This window comes from Vibrio sp. S457-15, from assembly GCF_000960545.1.
Taxonomy (GTDB): Bacteria; Pseudomonadota; Gammaproteobacteria; order Enterobacterales; family Vibrionaceae; genus Vibrio; species Vibrio parahaemolyticus.
In genome coordinates, this window is sequence record NZ_JYOQ01000028.1 from 134,800 (window position 1) to 156,011 (window position 21,212).

Genomic DNA, 21,212 nt, shown 5'->3' on the forward strand with positions numbered 1-21,212 from the left:
AAGTTGTCGTCAATGTGAAGACGACATCATTTTTTCTCTTAATTGATAAAATCAATAGCGGAAATTAGCTTCATTTCAGTATTGCTCAGTTCGGCTTTATAGCAGAGAACTTCTACTCCGGCGTCTTGTGCTTGTTTGAGTAATAGTGAATATTTCGCGTCTATATGGTGTGCCGCGGATACTTTTTCAATACCTGAATGTAAAACAGTGAATAAAAGTATGGCTCTACTTCCATTTTGTGCCATTTCTGTGAGCTCTCTCAGGTGCTTTTGACCACGAGTCGTGACGGCATCTGGGAAGTATCCTTGTCCAGCTGAGCCTGTCTCATCAAGAAGAGTGACGCTTTTCACTTCTATATAGCACTTTGGCTTGTCGCTTGCGCTGAGCAAGATATCAATTCGACTATTTTCATTGCCATATTTCACTTCAGTTTGAAGTGTGTCATATCCGCAAAGCTCTGAAATGACATTATTTTCAATAGCCTCAACGGCTAATTGGTTGGCGCGGGCAGTATTGATACAAATACGATGTCCTTGCGCGGTTTCACTTAGTTCCCAGCTGTTGGGGTATTTGCGTTTTGGGTTGTCGGACGTTGAAAACCAAACTTTATTACCGGGTGTCGCGCAACCTGTCATCGCACCGGTGTTCGCACAGTGGATGGTGCGCAGCTCACCATTATCAAATTCGATATCAGCAAGGAAGCGTTTGTAGCGTTTAAGTAGAGTGGCTGACTCTAAAGCGGGTTTGAATTGCATTTGCTTATTTAGACGGGAATGTTTTTATGTACAATGTTGCCACCATTACACCACAAGGTATTTCCTTTGTCACAATTGCCGATTGAAGCCGTGATGCCCCAGCTACTTACGGCGGTCAAACATCAACATCAGGTTATTTTAAAAGCCGCGCCTGGTGCGGGTAAATCGACGTATTTCCCTTTACAACTTATCCAGAACCAAGTGGTGACTGGGAAAGTCATCATGCTTGAACCAAGACGATTAGCCGCGCGCAATATCGCGAGATATTTGGCCGAGCAACTTGGCGAGCAAGTTGGCCAGCGAGTGGGGTATCGCGTTCGTGGCGAGACAAAGGTAAGTGCTTCTACTCAGTTAGAAATTGTGACTGAAGGGGTCATGACTCGCATGATCCAAAATGACCCTGAGCTAGATGGCGTCGATTTGCTGATTTTTGATGAGTTCCATGAGCGCAGTATTCATGCCGATACGGCTTTGGCGCTTAGCTTGGAAGTTCAAGAAGCATTGCGAGACGATCTTAAGCTGGTGGTGATGTCGGCAACGTTGGAGCAAGAAGCGTTGCAATCCTTACTGCCGGAAGCTTGTTATATTGAATCTGAAGGGCGCAGCTTTGCCGTGGAAACTCGCTATGCTCCGCTGACTGCCAACGATCATCTTCCAACGGTAATGGCAAAAAATATAGAGAGTTTGATGAATAAAGAGTCAGGCTCTCTGCTTGCGTTTCTTCCCGGTGTGGCGGCCATTAAGCAAGTGCAAGAGCGGTTATCGCACTTACCGGACGATGTTGAAGTATGCCCGTTGTATGGTCAGTTGAGCTTTACTGAGCAACAGAAAGCCATCTCTCCTGCAGAAAAAGGTAAGCGCAAAGTCGTATTGGCAACCAACATTGCGGAAACCTCTCTGACAATTGAAGGTATTCGCCTTGTGGTGGATTCTGGTTTGGAGCGTGTTGCGCGTTTTGACTTGAAAAATGGCCTTACACGATTGGAACAAACGCGTATTGCTCAATCGTCTGCCATCCAGCGAGCTGGTCGTGCTGGTCGGATTGAAGAGGGGATTTGCGTTCGCCTCTATTCAGAAAGTCAACTCAAGCAACAGCCACAAGTGCCACAACCTGAGATTTTGCATTCCGATCTTGCGAGCTTGGTAATGGAGCTGGCGTTTTGGGGGACGACCGATATTCATGAGCTAAAATGGCTCGATATTCCTTCTGCTGCCGCGCTGCAACAAGCTAAGCAGTTGTTGTTTTCATTAGGGCTTATTACCGAGCACGGACAACTGACTGCGGAAGGAAAGCTGGCACATGACTTGGGCGTAGAACCTCGTGCGGCAGCGATGTTAATTAAATCGCAATCCCACAGCGATAAGATGGTAAATGTCGCTTTGGCGGCGGTCGCCCTAATTGAAGAGCCAGAGCGTAATGTAACGAATATCGCACATAGCTTGCATCGTTGGTTGTCCGGTTCTCATCCGAAAAAATCGTTGTTATTGAAGCGCGCACAATCTCTTGCGCATAAACTCGATACCACGTTTAGCCTTCGAGAAGTGGATGAATATGCATTGCCGTTGGTGTTGAGCTTGGCGTTTCCCGATAGGATCGCTCAGCAACGCGCCAATCAATTTGGTCGCTTTGCACTAGCGAATGGTCATGGTGCAGAATGTCGTCCTGACGATATGTTAGGCGGCTGTGAGTACTTGGTCGCGATTGATCTGATGCGGTCTCATTCCAATTCGAGCCAAATACATTTAGCGTGTGAATTGGACGTCAATATATTGCAAACGACTTTTGATTCGCTATTTTCTACTGAAGAAGTAGTGGATTGGGATGAAAAGAAAGGGCGTTTAGTGACCGAGAAACAACGAAAACTCGGTCAATTGGTGATTGAAAGGGTGTCATTACCTAATCCGGGTAAAGAAAAAATGACACAAGCTTTACTCACTTATGTCCGCCGTCAGGGCTTAAGCAGTCTAAACTGGACGCCGGCAGCGGAAAGCCTGCTTGAACGTATTCGCTGTGCGGTGGATTGGTTACCTGAGCAAGCATGGCCAATGTTTGATGAAGCCAGTTTGTTGGATTCATTAGACGAATGGTTAGAACCGTACATGACGTCGGTCGCTTCGGTGAAAGATCTGAGCAAGATAAACTTGGTCGAAGCGCTTAATGCTCGATTAGGCTGGCCACTCAATCAACACTTGGATGAATGGTTGCCAGAACATTATCAGTTACCGACTGGGACTAAAAAGCGCATTCGTTATCAACATGGGCATGAGCCCGTATTGTCAGTGCGAATGCAAGAAGTGTTTGGGGAAAGTACGTCGCCAACGGTGGCCATTGGCCGCAAGCGTTTGGTGCTTGAACTACTTTCTCCCGCACAACGTCCACTGCAAGTGACGTCAGACTTGGCGGCTTTCTGGAATGGAAGCTACAAAGACGTTCAAAAAGAGATGAAAGGGCGCTACCCAAAACACGTTTGGCCAGATGACCCGGCAAACCACGTAGCGACAACGAAAACGAAAAGACAATTGAATAATGACTGACAGTAAGAAGCCAAGCGCTAAGAAAGCGCCTGCGAAGAAAAGTACAGCCAGCAAAGGTACCACAAAACGCCCTCGTCGCACGCCGAGTAAAAAGCCAACCAACGAGAAACGTTCTTGGCTCAAAGTGTTGTGGTCTTTCAGCTGGAAGGCCGGCGTTGCTCTTGCCGCGGTGTTGCTGTTTGTTGGTATTTACCTAGATAGTGTGGTTAAAGAACGCTTTGATGGGCAGCTATTCGAATTGCCTACCGTTGTGTACGCGCGCATTTTGAACCTCAATCCAGGTGAAAATATTACCATTCAAGAGCTTCGCAACGAATTAGATGTACTGAACTACCGCAAGGTAAGTCAGCCTCGTTACCCTGGTGAGTATTCTTCTTCTTCGACTCGTGTTGAACTGATCCGCCGTCCTTTTGAATTTGCTGATGGCCCAGAACCGGATCGCCACGTCATGCTGCATTTCTCAGACAGCGGTTTGCAGCGTATTCAATCTTTAGAATCAAAAGGCGATCTGGGCTACTTGCGCCTTGAGCCAAAGATGCTGGGGATGCTTGAAAAAGATCGTGATGAGCAACGTCTGTTCTTACGTCGTGACCAATTCCCTGAAATTTTAGTTGATGCCTTGTTGGCGACAGAAGACCGAGACTTCTATCAGCATGATGGTGTTTCACCATTGGCTATTGCTCGTGCTTTAGTGGCGAACATCAAAGCGGGTCGCACCGTGCAAGGTGGCAGTACCTTAACGCAGCAGCTAGCGAAAAACTTATTTCTAACCCGTGATAAAACGCTGTGGCGTAAGGTCCGCGAAGCTTATATTGCGCTTATTCTTGATTACCGTTATAGCAAAGACCGCATTTTAGAAGCCTACCTCAATGAAGTGTATTTGGGCCAAAGCGGCGGCGAAGCGATCCACGGTTTTGGCTTAGCATCACGCTACTACTTTGGGCAGCCAATCCAAGAGTTGCGAATTGATCAACTTGCGATGCTGGTGGGCATGGTGAAAGGACCGTCGTACTACAATCCAGTTCGCTATCCTGAGCGCACTAAAGAGCGTCGAGACTTGGTGCTTCGATTGCTGATGCAACAAAACATGCTCACATCGCAGCAATATGAACAAGCTGTGAGTCGACCTCTTGATACACAAAGCAAACCACGTATTGCGAGCCGTCAGCCTGCATACTTCCAGCAATTGAATATCGAGCTGAAAGAGAAGGTCGGTGATCGCTTCAAGGCTGAAACTGGTCTGCGCGTGTTTACGTCTCTTGATCCTGTCTCTCAAAGTAAAATGGAACAGGCGATCGCGAAGAAAATACCGGATTTAGCGAAGCGAGGCGGCAAAGAGCTTGAAGCTGCTGCCGTGGCTGTTGATCGCCACAGTGGTGAAATTCGAGCCATGGTTGGTGGTAAACGCGTGGGTTATGAAGGCTTTAACCGTGCGCTTAATGCTAGTCGTCCAATTGGTTCGTTGGTCAAGCCGGCGATTTACCTGACCGCGCTTGAACAGCCAGACAAATACAATTTGGGGACGACGCTGCACGACACGCCTCTAAGTTTGAAAGGTAGCAAAGGCTCGGTGTGGACTCCGCGTAACTACGACCGTAAATATCGTGGTGATGTGCCACTTTACCTTGCGCTTGCGAAGTCATTGAACGTACCAACGGTAAGGTTGGGGATGGAGCTTGGTATTCCAGAAGTGTCTGGCACGCTTGAACGTTTAGGCGTCAACAAAGATGAGATTCGTCCTGTGCCTTCTATGTTCTTGGGCTCGTTTTCATTGACGCCATTTGAAGTGGCGCAAATGTACCAAACTCTGACTAACTCGGGTAAACGCGCTAAGCTGACCGCGCTTCGTTCTGTCATCGATATGGACGGTAACGTGCTTTATCAATCGTTGCCTCGTTCCTCTCGCGCGGTTGATGAACAAGCGGCTTGGCTAACGACTTACGCGATGAAACAAGGTGTCGCACAAGGTACGGGCCGCTACCTTCAAAGCCAATTCGCTTGGGCTGCATTGGCGGGTAAAACGGGCACCAGTAACGATACTCGTGATAGCTGGTTTGTCGGGATTGATGGCCGTGAAGTGACGACCATTTGGCTAGGCCGTGATGATAACAAGCCAATCAACCTTACGGGGTCAAGCGGTGCATTGCGTGTTTACGCGGAATACTTGGCGCAGCGAATTCCTGAGCGTTTGGAGTTGCCTTGGCCTAAAGAAGTGACGACGCTTGGCTTTAAACCGACCTCCAACGGTGGTTTAGAGATGAATTGCCGCAGCGATTACAAACTTCCAGTATGGGATAAAACGGGTCAAATCAAACAACAGTGTGAGAAAAAATCTAACTGGTTGAATAGTTTGTTTGATTGGTAGGATCTCCAAATCAACAACATGGACTTGTTTCACTGGTCAATTCTTAGTACATATTAGTGATCAAGTATTCAGTAAAGGAAGAAGTGGATGTTCAAAACGCTGTCATCAAGCCCGATGTCGCGCTATTTCGCGTTGTGGGTAAGTTTGTTTTTGATAGCCACTTCTTCTGTTGCTCAAGTCAAAAATGAGGATACTCCGACTCGTCCTAAAGTCGCGGTTGTTCTCGCTGGTGGCGGCGCAAAAGGCGCTGCCCACATTGGTGTCCTCAAGGCGCTAGAAGAAATGCACATTCCTGTCGATATCATCACAGGGACAAGTATGGGGGCTTATGTTGGCGGCTTGTACGCGACAGGCATGAGCGCCGATGAAATCGATAGTTTTATCTATTCTGTTGATTGGAACAGTGGTTATCGTGATCGCGTCGATCGCAGTCAGCGTCGCGTTCGTGACAAAGAATATGAAGACCGCTATCAAATCACGACCGACCTTGGTTTACGGTTCGGCGAAGTTCGTGCACCAACTGGTGTGGTTCAAGGGCAAAACATGTTGCGTGTGTTGCGCGAAACCACAGGTAACCTCGGACGTTTTGACTCCTTTGATGAGCTTGCCATTCCTTACCGTTCCGTCGCGACAGATATTTTAGAACTGGACGAAGTGGTGATCGGCAATGGTTACTTAGTTGATGCCATGATGGCCAGTATGTCTGTACCCGGTGCTCTCCCTCCGTATAAGTTAAATGGTCACATGCTCGTTGATGGTGGCGTGGTCAACAATATGCCAGTGGATGTTGCGCGTGCGATGGGCGCGGATGTGGTTATCGCGGTAGACATCAGTACCGACTACAAAACCGAAGATGATTTTACTGGGCTGTTTACCGTTGCAGACCAACTCTCCAACTATCTGGTGCGTCGCAGTACCCAACAGCAAGTCGAAACCCTGCAAGAACACGATGTTTACATTCGTCCCAATGTCGGCCAAATGGAAACCGTCGAGTTCGACAAAATGCCTTGGGCTTTTCAATCTGGTTATGACATCACCAGAGAAATGGAGTCGAAGTTAGCGGGACTGCGTTTATCAAACGCGGAGTATCAAAAGTACATCGACCATAAGCAGGAAGTTCGCAAAAAGCTCGTTTATGGTGACGATCGCGTAGTGGATGAGATTGTGATTGTAAACAATACCCACTATAGCGATGTTTTGTTGACCAACCGTTTGGAACTGGAAACTGGCCGTAAAATCGAAACGGCTGAAATCGAAAAAGCGGTAGAAAACCTCTATGCATTGGACCGATTTGAGTTAATTACTTATCACTTTGAAGAAGTCGATGGTTCGAATTTATTGGTGTTTGACGTTAACGAAAAATCTTGGGGCCCAAACTACCTCAACTTCCGTTTCTTCCTCGAAGATGACTTTGATACCGACAGCCAATACGGCATAGGGATGTCGACTAACTTTACCAACTTAAACTCTCACGGTGCTGAAATGGCACTCAACGTTGAGATGGGCACAGATAAGCTCATTGAGGCGGAGCTGTATTCTCCGGTTCTGTCTAGCCAAGAGTTTTTTGTTGCTGGTAAGGTGGCGTACAGCAGTGAAGGGCGAAACTTGCCGGTCAGTGATGATGACTCGAGTTTAAGTTCGGTGAACGATTTTTTGCCAGTGTCTTATACCGAGTTTGTTTCCGAGATAGCGATTGGCATTCAGCCTACGTTGTGGCAAGAGTTGAGATTGGGCGGTCGATACTCTTCGGGTAGCATTGAGTTATCGACATTGGCGTCTGTAGGCAATCTAGATTTTGAGCGAAGAGGCTTGTTTGCCAATTACCGCTTAGACACCCTCGATGATTTTGCTTTTCCTACGCGAGGTTTGTTGGTCGACCTAGAATATTTGGTTTCTCACGATACCAGCCCTCAAGAGATAGGTCAGTCCAAGCCTGAAGATATTGTGGAAGATACAGTGTATGAAATTGACGCTCGATTTAAGGGGGCAATGAGCTATCAGCGTCATACTTTAGTCGGACAAGCAGAATACAGCTTTGTGCAAAGTAAAAATTCGTCGATAACGCTGGACCCTCGTGAGTTAGGGGGCTTTTTGCATTTGTCAGGCATACCGAGAAACAGCTTGATAGGGCAAAACTTATTCTTCAGCAGTTTGGTATATCGCTACAAATGGTTCGACAATGATTTTGGATTGTTTGAAGCGCCAGTTTATGTTGGCGCGTCGCTAGAACATGGCGGTACATGGTCAGACAACGATCTGAAATTGAATGAAGCACCATTGTATAACGCCGCATCAATTTTCTTTGGTGTGGACTCGCCAATTGGACCTATTATGTTGGCATACGGTCGTACGGAGCAGAATATGGAAGCTGTGTATTTGATCGTAGGAACGTCGTTTAAATAATTGGGCTGTAGAAAGCAAAACCTTGGCATATTTGGTCAAAATTAGCAGGACTTTAGTCGTAAGTTGCTATGTTGGTCAAAATGATAAGATTTTAATTTAAGGTTAAATTTGCTATTCTTTTGCCCACAGTTTGGCCTCTACGGCGCTGTTTCTCAATCAGAATTGAATGAAAACAAGGGCAATGGAGAGCCAAGTTTCCAAGGATGTTCACTCCTTTACTTTAACAATAGTAATAATAGAGGAGGAACCGCAATGAGAGGAAAAAGTCGTGCTTGAAGCCTACCGTAAACACGTCGAAGAGCGTGCTGCCGAAGGAGTTGTTCCTAAACCGCTAGACGCAGAGCAAGTTGCTGGACTTGTAGAACTTCTGAAAAATCCCCCGCAAGGTGAAGAAAAGTTCATTCTTGACCTACTAGAAAACCGTATTCCACCAGGTGTAGATGAAGCCGCTTATGTTAAAGCTGGTTTCCTGACTGCAGTAGCAAAAGGTGAAGTGTCTTCACCGCTTGTAAGCCGAGAAAAAGCGGCTGAGCTACTGGGTACAATGCAAGGCGGTTACAACATTGCACCGTTAGTTGAGCTACTAGACGATGAAGCCTTGGCTGAAATCGCTGTGAAAGCTCTGTCTCATACGCTACTGATGTTTGATGCTTTCTATGATGTAGAAGAGAAAGCAAAAGCAGGCAATGCTCATGCACAAAAAGTGCTTCAATCTTGGGCGGATGCTGAATGGTTCCTATCTAAGCCTAAGCTTGAAGAAAAAATCACGCTGACTGTCTTTAAAGTGACAGGTGAAACGAACACGGATGATCTTTCTCCAGCTCCTGATGCATGGTCTCGCCCTGATATTCCAGTACACGCGCTTGCGATGCTGAAAAACGAACGTGAGGGTATTAACCCTGACCAGCCAGGCACCATCGGTCCAATCAAACAAATCGAAGAGCTAAAATCAAAAGGTCACCAGCTAGTGTACGTTGGTGATGTTGTTGGTACTGGTTCTTCTCGTAAATCTGCAACTAACTCAGTGCTATGGTTCATGGGCGATGATATCCCTTACGTACCTAACAAACGCGCTGGTGGTTACGTGCTTGGCGGTAAAATTGCACCTATCTTCTTCAACACAATGGAAGATGCGGGCGCACTGCCTATCGAAGTTGATGTAACGAAGTTGAATATGGGCGACGTTATCGACGTTTACCCATACGAAGGCAAAGTATGTAACCACGAAACAGGTGAAGTACTTGCTGAGTTTTCTCTAAAAACAGACGTGCTGATTGATGAAGTACGTGCTGGCGGTCGTATCCCATTGATCATCGGTCGTGGTTTAACAGATAAAGCGCGCCAAGCTCTAGGTCTTGAGTCTTCTGATGTATTCCGTAAACCTGGTGAAGTCGCTGATTCTGGCAAGGGTTACACGCTTGCACAGAAAATGGTTGGTAAAGCATGTGGTGTAGCAGGTGTTCGTCCGGGCACTTACTGTGAGCCTAAGATGACAACCGTAGGTTCTCAAGATACAACGGGTCCTATGACGCGTGATGAGCTTAAAGACCTTGCGTGTCTTGGCTTCTCAGCAGACCTAGTTATGCAGTCGTTCTGTCACACATCTGCGTACCCTAAACCAGTTGACGTGAATACTCACCATACACTTCCTGATTTCATCATGAACCGTGGCGGTGTTTCTCTACGTCCAGGCGATGGTATTATCCACTCGTGGCTAAACCGTATGCTACTGCCAGATACTGTCGGTACTGGTGGCGACTCGCATACTCGTTTCCCGCTAGGTATTTCATTCCCAGCTGGTTCTGGTCTGGTTGCATTCGCAGCGGCAACAGGCGTTATGCCATTGGATATGCCTGAATCAATTTTGGTTCGCTTTAAAGGCAAGATGCAACCGGGTATCACACTTCGTGACCTAGTTCATGCCATCCCTTACTACGCGATTCAACAAGGTCTACTGACTGTTGAAAAAGCCGGTAAAGTGAATGAATTCTCTGGCCGTATCCTTGAGATTGAAGGTCTAGAAACACTAACGGTTGAGCAAGCATTCGAACTGTCTGATGCGTCAGCTGAGCGTTCTGCTGCGGGTTGTACCGTTAAGCTATCTCAAGAATCAATCGAAGAATACCTAAACTCGAACATCGTAATGCTTAAGTGGATGATCTCGGAAGGATACGGTGACCGCCGTACAATCGAGCGTCGTATCACTGCGATGGAAGAGTGGTTGGCGAAACCTGAATTGATGTCAGCGGATTCAGATGCGGAATACGCGCATGTGATTGAAATCGACATGGCCGAAATCCATGAGCCAGTACTGTGTGCACCAAACGATCCAGATGATGCTCGTTTGCTATCTGAAGTACAAGGCACTGCGATTGATGAAGTGTTCATCGGTTCTTGTATGACGAACATTGGTCACTTCCGTGCTGCAGGTAAATTGCTTGATAAGTTCAATGGTCAGTTAGCGACGCGCCTTTGGGTAGCGCCTCCAACGAAGATGGATAAAGACCAACTGACAGAAGAAGGCTACTACGGCATCTTCGGACGTGCAGGGGTTCGTATTGAAACTCCAGGATGTTCACTATGTATGGGTAACCAAGCACGCGTTGCTGACAAATCGACAGTCATGTCTACGTCTACGCGTAACTTCCCGAACCGTCTAGGTACTGGCGCGAATGTTTACCTATCTTCTGCGGAGTTAGCGGCAGTAGGTGCAATCCTAGGTAAGATTCCAACCAAAGAAGAATACCTAGAATACGCGAAGCAAATCGACGCAACGGCAACAGATACTTACCGCTACTTGAACTTCCATAAAATGGAACAGTACACCAAGAAAGCTGATGAAGTTATCTTCCAAGAGCCAGCATAAGCAAAGCTAAACGACGAAAAGCACCTCACTTGAGGTGCTTTTTTTATGGACGTAATTCGTTATACTCCGCACCAAATTGATACGAAAAGGCAACCTCGATGGAATTTGAATTCATCCGTAATACGTTGATGGGCGAGTACTACGTAAAATGCAGCATGGGGCATGAGATCGTAGGGCGCTGGTTACAAGAAGAAATCGGGAAAGATCCAGCGAAGATTGCTCAAGTAGAAGCCTTAATTGATAAGGCGTTTTCTCTTCCTTCTCAAGAGCATACTTTAACAGGCACTGAGATCAGCTTGATGATTCAAGGGGATGAAGTTCTGGTGCAGGAGAACGCTCTATCGCACGATTACGATGTAGAGATGGAAAGTGAGTTTGATTTCTATGATGCAGAGAGTACAGCAAGCTGCGGCATTGAAGACTTTGTTGCACTGATTGAGCAATGGAAAGACTTTTTGAACATTTAATGCACAGTTTTGGGTAATCCCATCGGGATTGCTTTATATTTGTGAAAAAGGCGCACCATATCGGTGCGCCTTTTTTGTTTATAAACCTATAAATTACTATAAATCTATCTAATTCAATAGTTTAAAAACTTGGCACGCAGATTGGATTATTAGAAGTGTTTCAGGATGAAAGCTTCGGAGAGAATTGCATGAAAATAATCAACGCCATTATTAAGCCGTTTAAGTTAGACGATGTTCGCGAGGCATTGGCTGATGTCGGTATCGAAGGGATGACAGTATCAGAGGTGAAAGGCTTTGGTCGCCAGAAGGGTCACACTGAGTTGTACCGCGGTGCGGAATACCAAGTGGACTTTCTACCGAAGGTCAAAATAGAAATTGCGACACATGCAGACAATGTTGATCGCGTCGTAGAGGCGATCACAAAAGCGGCGCAGACCGGAAAAATTGGCGACGGTAAGATTTTTGTGTACGACCTGAACCAAGCGGTGCGCATCCGTACGGGTGAAATGGACGCAGAAGCACTTTAAGTATTCAAGGGATTGGAGACACTATTATGGAATTAGCAACAACAGTAACCGAGTTACGTTACGCACTCGACACCTTTTTCTTCCTCATTTCCGGTGCGTTGGTAATGTGGATGGCAGCAGGTTTTGCCATGTTAGAAGCGGGTCTAGTGCGTTCTAAGAACACAACTGAGATTCTAACCAAAAACTTTTGTTTGTACGCGATAGCGTGCACCACTTACCTTGTTATTGGTTACAACATTATGTACGTCGATAACGGAGAAGGCGGTTGGTTACCATCGTTCGGTGGGTTGATTGGTACCCAGGGTGAAGGCGCAGACCATTCTCTTGAATCCGACTTTTTCTTCCAAGTGGTATTTGTTGCAACAGCGATGTCTGTTGTTTCGGGGGCCGTTGCAGAGCGCATGAAGCTTTGGTCATTCTTGCTGTTCTCAGCTGTTTTGACCGCGTTCATTTACCCAATGGAAGGCTACTGGACATGGGGCGGTGGCTTCCTATCTGAAGCTGGCTTTAGCGACTTCGCGGGTTCAGGTATTGTTCATATGGCAGGTGCGTCTGCGGCGCTAGCTGGCGTGTTACTGCTTGGTGCTCGAAAAGGTAAATACGGTAAGAACGGTGAAATCTACCCAATTCCTGGCTCGAACATGCCATTAGCAACACTGGGTACGTTTATTCTTTGGTTCGGCTGGTTTGGCTTCAATGGCGGTTCTCAATTGATGGTTTCAGACTTTGAAAACGCAACGGCGGTTGGTCAAATCTTCCTTAACACGAACGCGGCTGCGGCTGCGGGTTCGATTGCTGCATTGTTTGTGTGTAAAACCACTTGGGGTAAAGCAGATTTAACCATGATCCTTAACGGTGCGCTGGCTGGTTTGGTAGCTATCACGGCAGACCCACTATCACCATCACCTTTGTATGCTGTAGCAATCGGTGCGGTATCGGGTGCGCTAGTGGTATTTAGCATCATCGGTCTCGATAAACTGAAGATTGACGATCCTGTGGGTGCAATTTCAGTTCACGGTGTTTGTGGTTTCTTCGGTCTAATGGTTGTTCCTCTAAGCAACGGTGAAGCAACGTTTGGTGCGCAGCTTCTTGGTGCCGCAGTGATCTTTGCTTGGGTATTTGGTGCAAGCCTAGTGGTTTGGGCGATTCTTAAAGCTACGGTTGGTATTCGAGTTACGGAAGAGGAAGAAATGGAAGGTATGGATATGCACGATTGTGGTGTTGGTGCTTACCCTGAATTCGTAACTGTGAAGTAAATATGCCTTGTAATAAATAGTTACATTCTCGGTATGTAAAAACCTGCTCCGATGAGCAGGTTTTTTTATTTTGGTCGTTGTTTTCTTATTGAACATACATATAATAACGCAACTGATAAACGTTATCATTAGCATGGTAAAGGATTAAACAATGAAAAAACTGCTAACTCTTTCAGCACTGACTTGCGCAACTCTAGCTCCAACAGCAATGGCAGCTGAAGAAGTGAACGTCTACTCTTACCGTCAACCTTTTCTAGTTGAACCAATGTTCAACGAGTTCACTAAAGAAACTGGCATCAAAGTAAACGTTAAATTTGCGAAGGAAGGTCTAGCAGAGAAACTAGCTCAGGAAGGCGAATACAGCCCAGCGGACGTTGTCCTGACTACTGATATCAGCCGTCTAGCAGAACTGACAAACAAAGGTCTAGTTCAGAAAGTTGATAGCAAGATCATTGAAGAAAATGTACCAGCTCAGTACCAAGACAAAGAGAATGAGTGGTTTGCACTTACGCTACGTACTCGCAGTGTTTACTCTTCTCGCGACCGTGTTGGCAAACTAGGTGCGGACTTTAACTATGCTGATCTAGCCAAACCAGAATACAAAGGTAAGATTTGTACTCGCAGCGGCAAGCACCCATACAACGTATCTCTTGTTTCTTCGATGATCGCTCACTACGGCGAAGCAGAAACGAAAGAATGGTTGGAAGGCGTAAAAGCGAACCTTGCTCGTAAACCTCAAGGTAACGACCGTGCACAAGTAAAAGCGATCAAAGAAGGTCTATGTGATGTTTCTTTGGGTAACAGCTACTACCTAGGCAAAATGGTTAACGACAAAGAGCAAAAAGCTTGGGCTGATGCGGTTTACATCAATTTCCCGAATCAAGAAACAACAGGCACGCACGTGAACATCTCTGGTATGGCGATGGCGAAGTACGCTCCAAACCGAGATAACGCGCTTAAGCTAATGGAATTCTTGACTGGCGAAACCGCTCAGAAGATGTATGCAGAAGTGAACTACGAGTACCCAGTAAAAGAAGGCGTTAAGCGTTCTGAACTTGTGGAATCTTGGGGCGACTTTAAAGCAGACACGCTTTCTCTAGATGATATCGCTTCTCACCATGAAGCAGCGATTAAGCTACTAGATGAAGTGAAATTTGACCTTTAATTCCTTGTGGGGGTATAACTATACCCCCATTTGATTAAAGGATATGAGATGTATTTGCACCAGCATTTGTATTTCATAAAGCCTTGCAGTAATTAGGCAATGAAAGATAGACATTCTCTATGGAAAACCAGTAGTGGAGCGATAACTCTGTTACTGGTTTTGCCGATCTTAGCGATCTTCTACACCGCAATTGGTGAAACGGATAACCTGTTTACACATTTGATGTCGACGGTGATGCCAACCTATATCTATAACACCGTCGTCTTAACGATTGGGGTTATGGGCCTGTCTCTTATTTTCGGTATTCCAAGCGCTTGGTTGATGGCAATGTGTAAGTTGCCAACGGAAAAGTGGTTACAGTGGGCGCTTGTATTGCCATTGGCAATGCCGGGTTACATTATTGGTTACATATTTACGGATTGGTTCGACTTTGCTGGCCCAATTCAAATATTCCTGCGTGATGTCACCGGGTGGGGACCTGGCGAGTATTGGTTCCCTGATATTCGAACCTTACCGGGGGCGACCTTTGTCCTGTCTCTAGTGTTATACCCTTACGTGTATCTACTGTGCCGCGCGGCGTTTATGGAACAGAATGTTTCACTGCTGCAAAGTGCCCGCTTGCTGAAATGCTCACCTTGGGAGAGCTTTTGGCGTATTTCGATGCCTTTGGTGCGACCTTCTATTGCCGTGGGTTTGTCGCTGGTGGCGATGGAAACCATTGGGGACTTCGGCACTGTCAGCTATTTCGCCGTTAACACATTAACGACAGCGGTTTACGACACGTGGCTTGGTTATTCTAACCTTAACGCGGCCGCTAAAATTTCCGCAATTATGCTGTTGATTGTTGTGCTGCTACTCAGTACAGAACGCTATAGCCGCAGAAAGCAGAAACTATTCCAAAGCCAATTTAACAGCCATGAAGATTTTCGTTACGAGTTAAGTGGCTGGAAAAAATGGGCGGCACTGGTGTGGTGTTGGGGGCTGGTTGCTGTGGCGTTCATTTTGCCATTACTTCAGTTGATTGATTACTCCATTACTTACTTTGAGCAAAGCTGGACACCAGAATTCCGTGAGTACGCGTGGAACAGTCTTGTTGTGTCTGTCATTGCTGCGATCATCGGCGTGGCCGTTGCTCTTGTGGTTAACTTTACTCACCGAGTCAATGGCAAACGTGAAAGCCTTGCTTTTATGCGTCTTTCCTCAATGGGCTACGCAGTACCTGGAACGGTATTGGCGATCGGCGTGATGGTTGCCGTGCTGTTTATGGACTATCGCGTAAACGATATTGCGAAGGCGATGGAATGGGGTAGACCGGGGCTGATTTTCTCAGGCTCAATGTTTGCGTTGATCTTTGCGATGGTGGTGCGTTTCTCTGCTGTTGCGATTGGTAGTATCGAAAGTAATCTAAATAAAATTTCTCCATCGTTAGATATGGCGTCACGCACGATGGGATGTACGCCTAATACGATGCTGTGGCGAGTGCACTTCCCACTGGTAAAACGTGGTGCACTGATTGCGGCATTGTTGGTGTTTATTGAGTCGATGAAAGAGCTCAATGCCTCTCTGCTTCTGCGTCCATTCAATTTTGAAACACTGGCAACATACGTATATAACTTTGCCTCGGATGAGCATTTAGAATTGGCAGCTCTGCCTGCTGTATTGTTGGTTCTTGTTGGGTTGATCCCGCTTGTTGTTGTTAACCGTTCACTGGAGCAAAATCACTGATGAGCTGCGCACTATCAATTAAAAACCTAACTTGCCAATACGATGCTCAAACCGTTTTAGAGTCTTTGTCGCTTGAAGTTGAACAGGGGCAAATCGTTTGTCTTTTAGGGGCGAGTGGTTGTGGCAAAACGACATTGTTGAAAGCGATTGCTGGTTTGCTGCCTCTTACTTCTGGTCAAATGAGCTTAAATTGTCAGACGATTGATGATGGTGAAAATTGGTTGCCGCCAGAAGAGCGCAATATCGGAATGATCTTCCAAGATTATGCACTATTTCCTCATCTGACAGTTGCGCAAAATATAGCCTTTGGCTTGAAGCATCAATCAGCACAGGAAAAGCGCGCGAAAGTTGATGAAATGCTAGAACTCGTGCACCTTCAAGGTTACGCCGATCGTTATCCACATCAGCTTTCTGGTGGACAACAACAGCGCGTTGCGATTGCCCGTTCTCTGGCTTACAGCCCTGATTTACTGCTTTTGGATGAACCGTTTTCCAATATTGATACTCAGGTTCGTCACGAGTTAATCAGCGAGATCCGTAAGATTTTTAAGGCACAAGGCGTTACAGCGATTTTCGTGACTCACAGTCGTGAAGAAGCATTTGCGTTTGCCGACAAAATGGCGGTGATGAACCACGGTGTTATTGAGCAATACGGCACGGCTTCAGAACTCTACTACCAACCTTCGAGCAAGTTTGTTGCAGACTTCTTAGGTGGTGGTAGCTACCTAGCCGCAACGCGCATTTCAGATACGGAATACGAAACCCATATTGGTGTAGTTGAGGCGAGTGCACAGCAAGAGATTCAAATGCAATCTGCTTGTTCATTACTACTGCGACCACAACATGTCCAAATTCAGTCGGATGAAGACAGTGCGGTCACTGTGCTTGAGCAGCACTTCATGGGTGATCATTGTCGTTATGTGATTGATGCTAATGGTGATCGTCTACTGGCTATCGCATCACAGCCGCTTCATATCGGTGAGCGTGTTGCTGTGAAGATCGAAACTCAAGGCGTGCTAGCGTTCGCTTAATGTCTCTGCATACGGGATTGCGAATCCATTCTCGATTTATAGATACAAAAAAGCCCGGCAGTGATGCCGGGCAAGTGCTCTTCTCCTGTTGATGATCGCCTTTTCCAGACAGCGTCGGCTCTCATCATTGTGCTCGAAGCGGGCACAAGGTCAGTTATAGAGACAAGAAGTCTTTAAACTGTTGAAGAACACGTTCCGCAGTGTCCTTATCTTGCATTTCTGCAAAAATACGTAGTAATGGCTCAGTACCAGAGAAGCGCGCGATGATCCAACCGCCGTTTTTGAAGTAGACTTTCGCGCCATCTTCGTAGCTGACTTTTTCAATATCGAACTCAAACTCAGGCAGTTGTTTTTCAACATATATCTTGTTGAATAGGACTTCTTTTTGCGCTGGTTTGAATTTGCAATCACCTTCTGCCATGTACGCGTAGCCGTACTTGCCATAGATTTCATCCAGTAGTTCAGACAACTTTTTGCCCGTTACCGAGATCATTTCAACCAGTAAGCTCGATGCGAACACACCATCTTTACCTTTGATATGACCGCGAATAGTTAAACCACCAGAGCTTTCTCCACCAATCAGTGAGTCATCTGCTTCCATTTGCGAGCTGATGTGTTTGAAGCCAACTGGAACCTCAAAACATTTCTCACCGTGATCTTCGGCGATTTTGTCTAGTAGATGTGTTGTCGCGATGTTACGTACGACTGAGCCTTTCCAACCTTTGTATTTCAATAGGTAGTAATACAGCAGGATCAGCACTTCATTTGGATGAATGAAGTTGCCTTTCTCATCGATGATACCAAGACGGTCTGCATCGCCGTCAGTCCCAATACCGATGTCGTAGCCTTCTTGCTCGACAAGGTGCATCAAGCGGTACAGGGTCGCAGCACTTGGAGAAGGCATTAAACCGCCGAAGTCTGGGTTTTTTCCGTCGTTGATCACGTCTACTTCACAGCGGCCGTTGATTAGAACGGTTTGCAGTGCGTTTTTCGCGACACCAAACATCGGGTCAATCAGCACACGAAGGTTGGCTTTTTTGATTGCTTCAATGTCGATAAAGTCGATGATTGAATCAACAAACTCGTTCATCGGGTTGATGATTTCAATCAACTTGTCTTCAACCGCTTGATCAAAATCGACACTTTTCACATCTTGTGCGGTAAGTGTGGAAATTTGAGTTTCAATTTTCTCGGTAATGATTTCATCTGCATCACGACCACCTTCAATGAAGACTTTGATGCCATTGTAATCTGCAGGGTTATGCGATGCGGTGATGCACGCCGAGTAAGCACAGCCCATCTCTTTTGCTTTGAACATCACGATTGGTGTTGGAACAAACTTATCGATAAAGCTAACTACAATGCCATTTGCCGATAAAACTTCGGCAAACCAACGGCCCGCTTTATCAGACAGAAAACGTCGGTCATAGCCAATGATAAAGCCACGATCTGCCACTGATTCTCTGTTAGTGATGTTTGCTACTGCCTGAGCAACCAAACGAACATTATCTTTAGTGAATTCTTCACCGATGAATGCGCGCCAACCGCCTGTACCAAATTTGATCATGATTCGAACCTCAATAAGGGCGGCAATACACCGCGCCTTAAAATTTTGCTAGCGAACCCAATGCACAAGCTAAAGAGCAAAAGTGCATTGGGGCATTTTTAAGCGATTAACCTAGTGTTACGATCACTTCGTTCACGGAGCCTTCCGCTTGAACTGGTACTGATGCGCCAGTGATAGCTTCGCCGTTCAGAGTGATAGATTTCACGCCTTTGCTGACTGAATCAGGGTTAACAACTTTGATGTTGTAAGTCGCGCCTAGCCACTGACGAGTGACTTCAAATCCAGGCCAGTTAGTTGGAATACATGGATCGATAGTTAGACCATCAAAACCTGTGCGCACACCAAGGATAAAGTTGGTCACTGCGAAGTAAGCCCAACCAGATGTGCCAGTTAGCCATGGGTGGTTTGCACGACCGTGATCTTGGTGGTCTCGACCCATAATGAACTGCACGTAGGAGTACGGTTCTGCGATACGTTTTTCGATGATGTCGTTTTGGTTGTATGGGTTGAGAGCATCGTAGAACTTCATCGCACGGTCACCACGCCCCAATTTTGCTTCAGCAACCCAAGCCCATGGGTTTGGATGTGAGAAGATCGCACCGTTTTCTTTTACGCCTTGGTAAACGCGGGTTACAAAGCCGATATCATCATTTGGTGTTGCGAATGATGGTGAGTTCAGATGTAGGCCGTATTCAGAGAATAGATTCTCGTCGACTGCGTCCATTGCCTTTTCACCGCGCTCTTGAGATACCGCACCAGACAGCACCGCAAGAGTGTTTGACTCAAGGTGCACACGACCTTCTTTTTGTTGCGCTGTACCAATCTTGTCGCCGTTTTTCGTTAGACCACGAATGTACCAGCCGCCTTCTTCGTCCCAAAGGTGTGTTTCACACGCTTCACGCACGTTTGCTGCCATCTCGGTGTATTTCTCAATGTCAGCTTCTTTGCCTAGGTATTTTGCAAGGTCGATGAACTCTTGTAGCGCCCAGAAGTGTAGGAAAGACACCATTGAAGACTCGCCGCCACCTAGGTTTAGACAGTCGTTCCAGTCGGCACGTAGACCTTTACAGATGCCTGTTTGACCCACGTATTCAGCTGAGAAGTCTAGCGCAGCTTTCATGTGGTCATACACGGTTGCATCACCGCCATCCGCGTAAGGAATCACTTCCTCGAAGAAGCTGTGCTCACCGGTTTCCATCACGTATTTACAGATGGTTGGTACTAGCCATAGGTGATCATCAGAGCAAGTGTCTTCAATACCGTGGATCTTATCTTCATCGGACGGAGTAGGAACAACCGTTGGAGACTTAGATGGTTTAACATCTGCTTTTTCAGGATCGAACCAATCAGGATCGAATAGGTGTAGGCCGTAACCCGCTTTTACTTGACCACGAAGTAGATCAACGATGCGCTTACGAGTCATTTTCGGGTTCGCGTGAGGAACGGAAATTGCGTCTTGCGCCGTATCGCGGTAACCAAGACCAGTACGACCACCCACTTCGATGAACGAAGCAAAGCGAGACCAAACCACACATGTTTCTGCTTGGTATAGCGTCCAAGCATTGATCATGGTGTCTAGGCCTTCGTTTGGCGATTTCACTTGGAACTTGCCACAACGCTCATCCCAGTGTGCTTTGATGCCAGCAAATGCATTGTCGACTTCGGCAAGGTCTTGGTACTTAGCACGCAGACGCTCACCGTTGCCTTTACCGATACCTAGAATGTAAGCAAAGCGAACTTCTTCACCTGGTTGGATAGTAAATTGCTTGTGCAGAGAGCCACAGTGGTTGTAACACGTTTGTGCGGTGTTAAAACACTTACCTTGTTCTACTGCTAGTGGGTTTGCTTCGTCGCGGTATAGACCTAGGAAGCTATCACGTTGACCGTCGTATGAATCTGGATCAAACGTTGAAGCTAGGTAGTAGAAGCCTTCGAAATCGTTAGTGTTGTAGTACAGGTCGTATTCAATCACACCTTCGTTGTATGACGTACCAGCAGAGTAGAGAGACATCTGGTGGTTTTGGTTATCAGATTGAATGTGGCTGAATGAGAACTCAACAAATGAGAATGCACTGATCGTACGCGGTTTGTCAGAGGTGTTCTTGATTACTACATCCCAAATTTCTGCATCTTCGCCTTTTGGTACAAAGAGCGTTTTGGTTGCGCTAATGCCGCTGTATTCACACTTGAATTTAGAGTACGACAAACCATGACGAACTTCGTAGTTCGCTTCGTCTAGGCTTTTGGCAACTGGTTGCCAAGAGATTGACCAGTAATCTCCCGTCTCATCATCACGTAGGTAAACGTAGTGTCCTGGGCGATCGAATGTCGCATTTGGACGGAACTTAGTAACACGGTTGTATTCTGGAGAGTTGTAGAACGAATAGCCACCTGCGTTATGCGAGATAACGGTACAGAATTTTTCTGTACCTAGGTAGTTGGTCCAAGGAGCAGGTACATCAGGGCGAGTAATGACGTATTCACGATTCTCGTTATCGAAATAGCCGTATTTCATTTGTGTATTTCCTTTTTACAAAGCTGCGTCTGCAG

Annotated in this window: 13 protein-coding genes; 10 read left to right on the top strand and 3 right to left on the bottom strand. The window is 46.5% G+C overall.

The genetic code is table 11. From position 1 onward, the window contains the following. Nucleotides 1–38 precede the first annotated feature (38 nt). Nucleotides 39–755, bottom strand: coding sequence for a DNA/RNA nuclease SfsA (gene sfsA / locus UF05_RS03520; protein ID WP_017447689.1), 717 nt, complete (start codon nt 753–755; stop codon nt 39–41). 66 nt (nt 756–821) lie between these two features. Between sfsA and hrpB the strand changes: the two genes are divergently transcribed. The 10 genes from hrpB to UF05_RS03570 all read left to right on the top strand — a co-directional run bounded on the left by hrpB (nt 822) and on the right by UF05_RS03570 (nt 17,095). After that, nucleotides 822–3,290 (top strand): ATP-dependent helicase HrpB, encoded by a 2,469-nt coding sequence (hrpB, locus tag UF05_RS03525; RefSeq protein ID WP_045545336.1) that lies wholly within the window; start codon nt 822–824, stop codon nt 3,288–3,290. Continuing rightward, complete coding sequence (mrcB, locus tag UF05_RS03530; RefSeq protein WP_005494015.1) at nt 3,283–5,655, top strand: penicillin-binding protein 1B; 2,373 nt, start codon at nt 3,283–3,285, stop codon at nt 5,653–5,655. Before hrpB ends, mrcB begins: the two co-directional genes overlap by 8 nt. Before the next feature lie 87 nt (nt 5,656–5,742). Beyond that, on the top strand, nt 5,743–8,058 hold the full coding sequence (locus tag UF05_RS03535; RefSeq protein WP_045545335.1) for a patatin-like phospholipase family protein: 2,316 nt from the start codon (nt 5,743–5,745) through the stop codon (nt 8,056–8,058). Nucleotides 8,059–8,326: 268 nt separating this feature from the next. Further along, nucleotides 8,327–10,924, top strand: a complete 2,598-nt coding sequence (gene acnB, locus UF05_RS03540; RefSeq protein ID WP_005465026.1) for a bifunctional aconitate hydratase 2/2-methylisocitrate dehydratase — start codon at nt 8,327–8,329, stop codon at nt 10,922–10,924. 98 nt (nt 10,925–11,022) lie between these two features. Next, a complete protein-coding gene (locus tag UF05_RS03545) occupies nt 11,023–11,391 on the top strand; it encodes a YacL family protein (protein WP_005494019.1) in 369 nt (122 codons plus the stop codon). 188 nt (nt 11,392–11,579) lie between these two features. Next, nucleotides 11,580–11,918 carry a P-II family nitrogen regulator gene (locus UF05_RS03550; RefSeq protein ID WP_005386570.1) on the top strand — a complete coding sequence of 113 codons (339 nt, stop codon included), beginning with the start codon at nt 11,580–11,582 and terminating at the stop codon, nt 11,916–11,918. Between the two features lie 26 nt (nt 11,919–11,944). Next, a complete protein-coding gene (locus UF05_RS03555; protein ID WP_005490371.1) occupies nt 11,945–13,174 on the top strand; it encodes an ammonium transporter in 1,230 nt (409 codons plus the stop codon). Between the two features lie 151 nt (nt 13,175–13,325). After that, nucleotides 13,326–14,339, top strand: a complete 1,014-nt coding sequence (locus UF05_RS03560) for a Fe(3+) ABC transporter substrate-binding protein (RefSeq protein ID WP_005479089.1) — start codon at nt 13,326–13,328, stop codon at nt 14,337–14,339. Between the two features lie 99 nt (nt 14,340–14,438). After that, on the top strand, nt 14,439–16,064 hold the full coding sequence (locus tag UF05_RS03565) for an ABC transporter permease (RefSeq protein ID WP_024699414.1): 1,626 nt from the start codon (nt 14,439–14,441) through the stop codon (nt 16,062–16,064). Further along, nucleotides 16,064–17,095: an ABC transporter ATP-binding protein gene (locus tag UF05_RS03570; RefSeq protein ID WP_005461276.1), complete on the top strand. Its 1,032-nt coding sequence runs from the start codon at nt 16,064–16,066 to the stop codon at nt 17,093–17,095. The genes UF05_RS03565 and UF05_RS03570 overlap by 1 nt, the downstream gene beginning before the upstream one ends. 154 nt (nt 17,096–17,249) lie before the next feature. On the opposite strand, the gene UF05_RS03575 is transcribed toward UF05_RS03570, so the two are convergent. Then, the gene (locus UF05_RS03575) at nt 17,250–18,662 is read right to left on the bottom strand and encodes a phosphoglucomutase/phosphomannomutase family protein (protein ID WP_031847481.1); all 1,413 of its coding nucleotides are present in this window, start codon (nt 18,660–18,662) and stop codon (nt 17,250–17,252) included. A 106-nt stretch (nt 18,663–18,768) separates the two neighbouring features. Next, nucleotides 18,769–21,177 (bottom strand): GH36-type glycosyl hydrolase domain-containing protein, encoded by a 2,409-nt coding sequence (locus tag UF05_RS03580; RefSeq protein ID WP_045545334.1) that lies wholly within the window; start codon nt 21,175–21,177, stop codon nt 18,769–18,771. Nucleotides 21,178–21,212 lie beyond the last annotated feature (35 nt).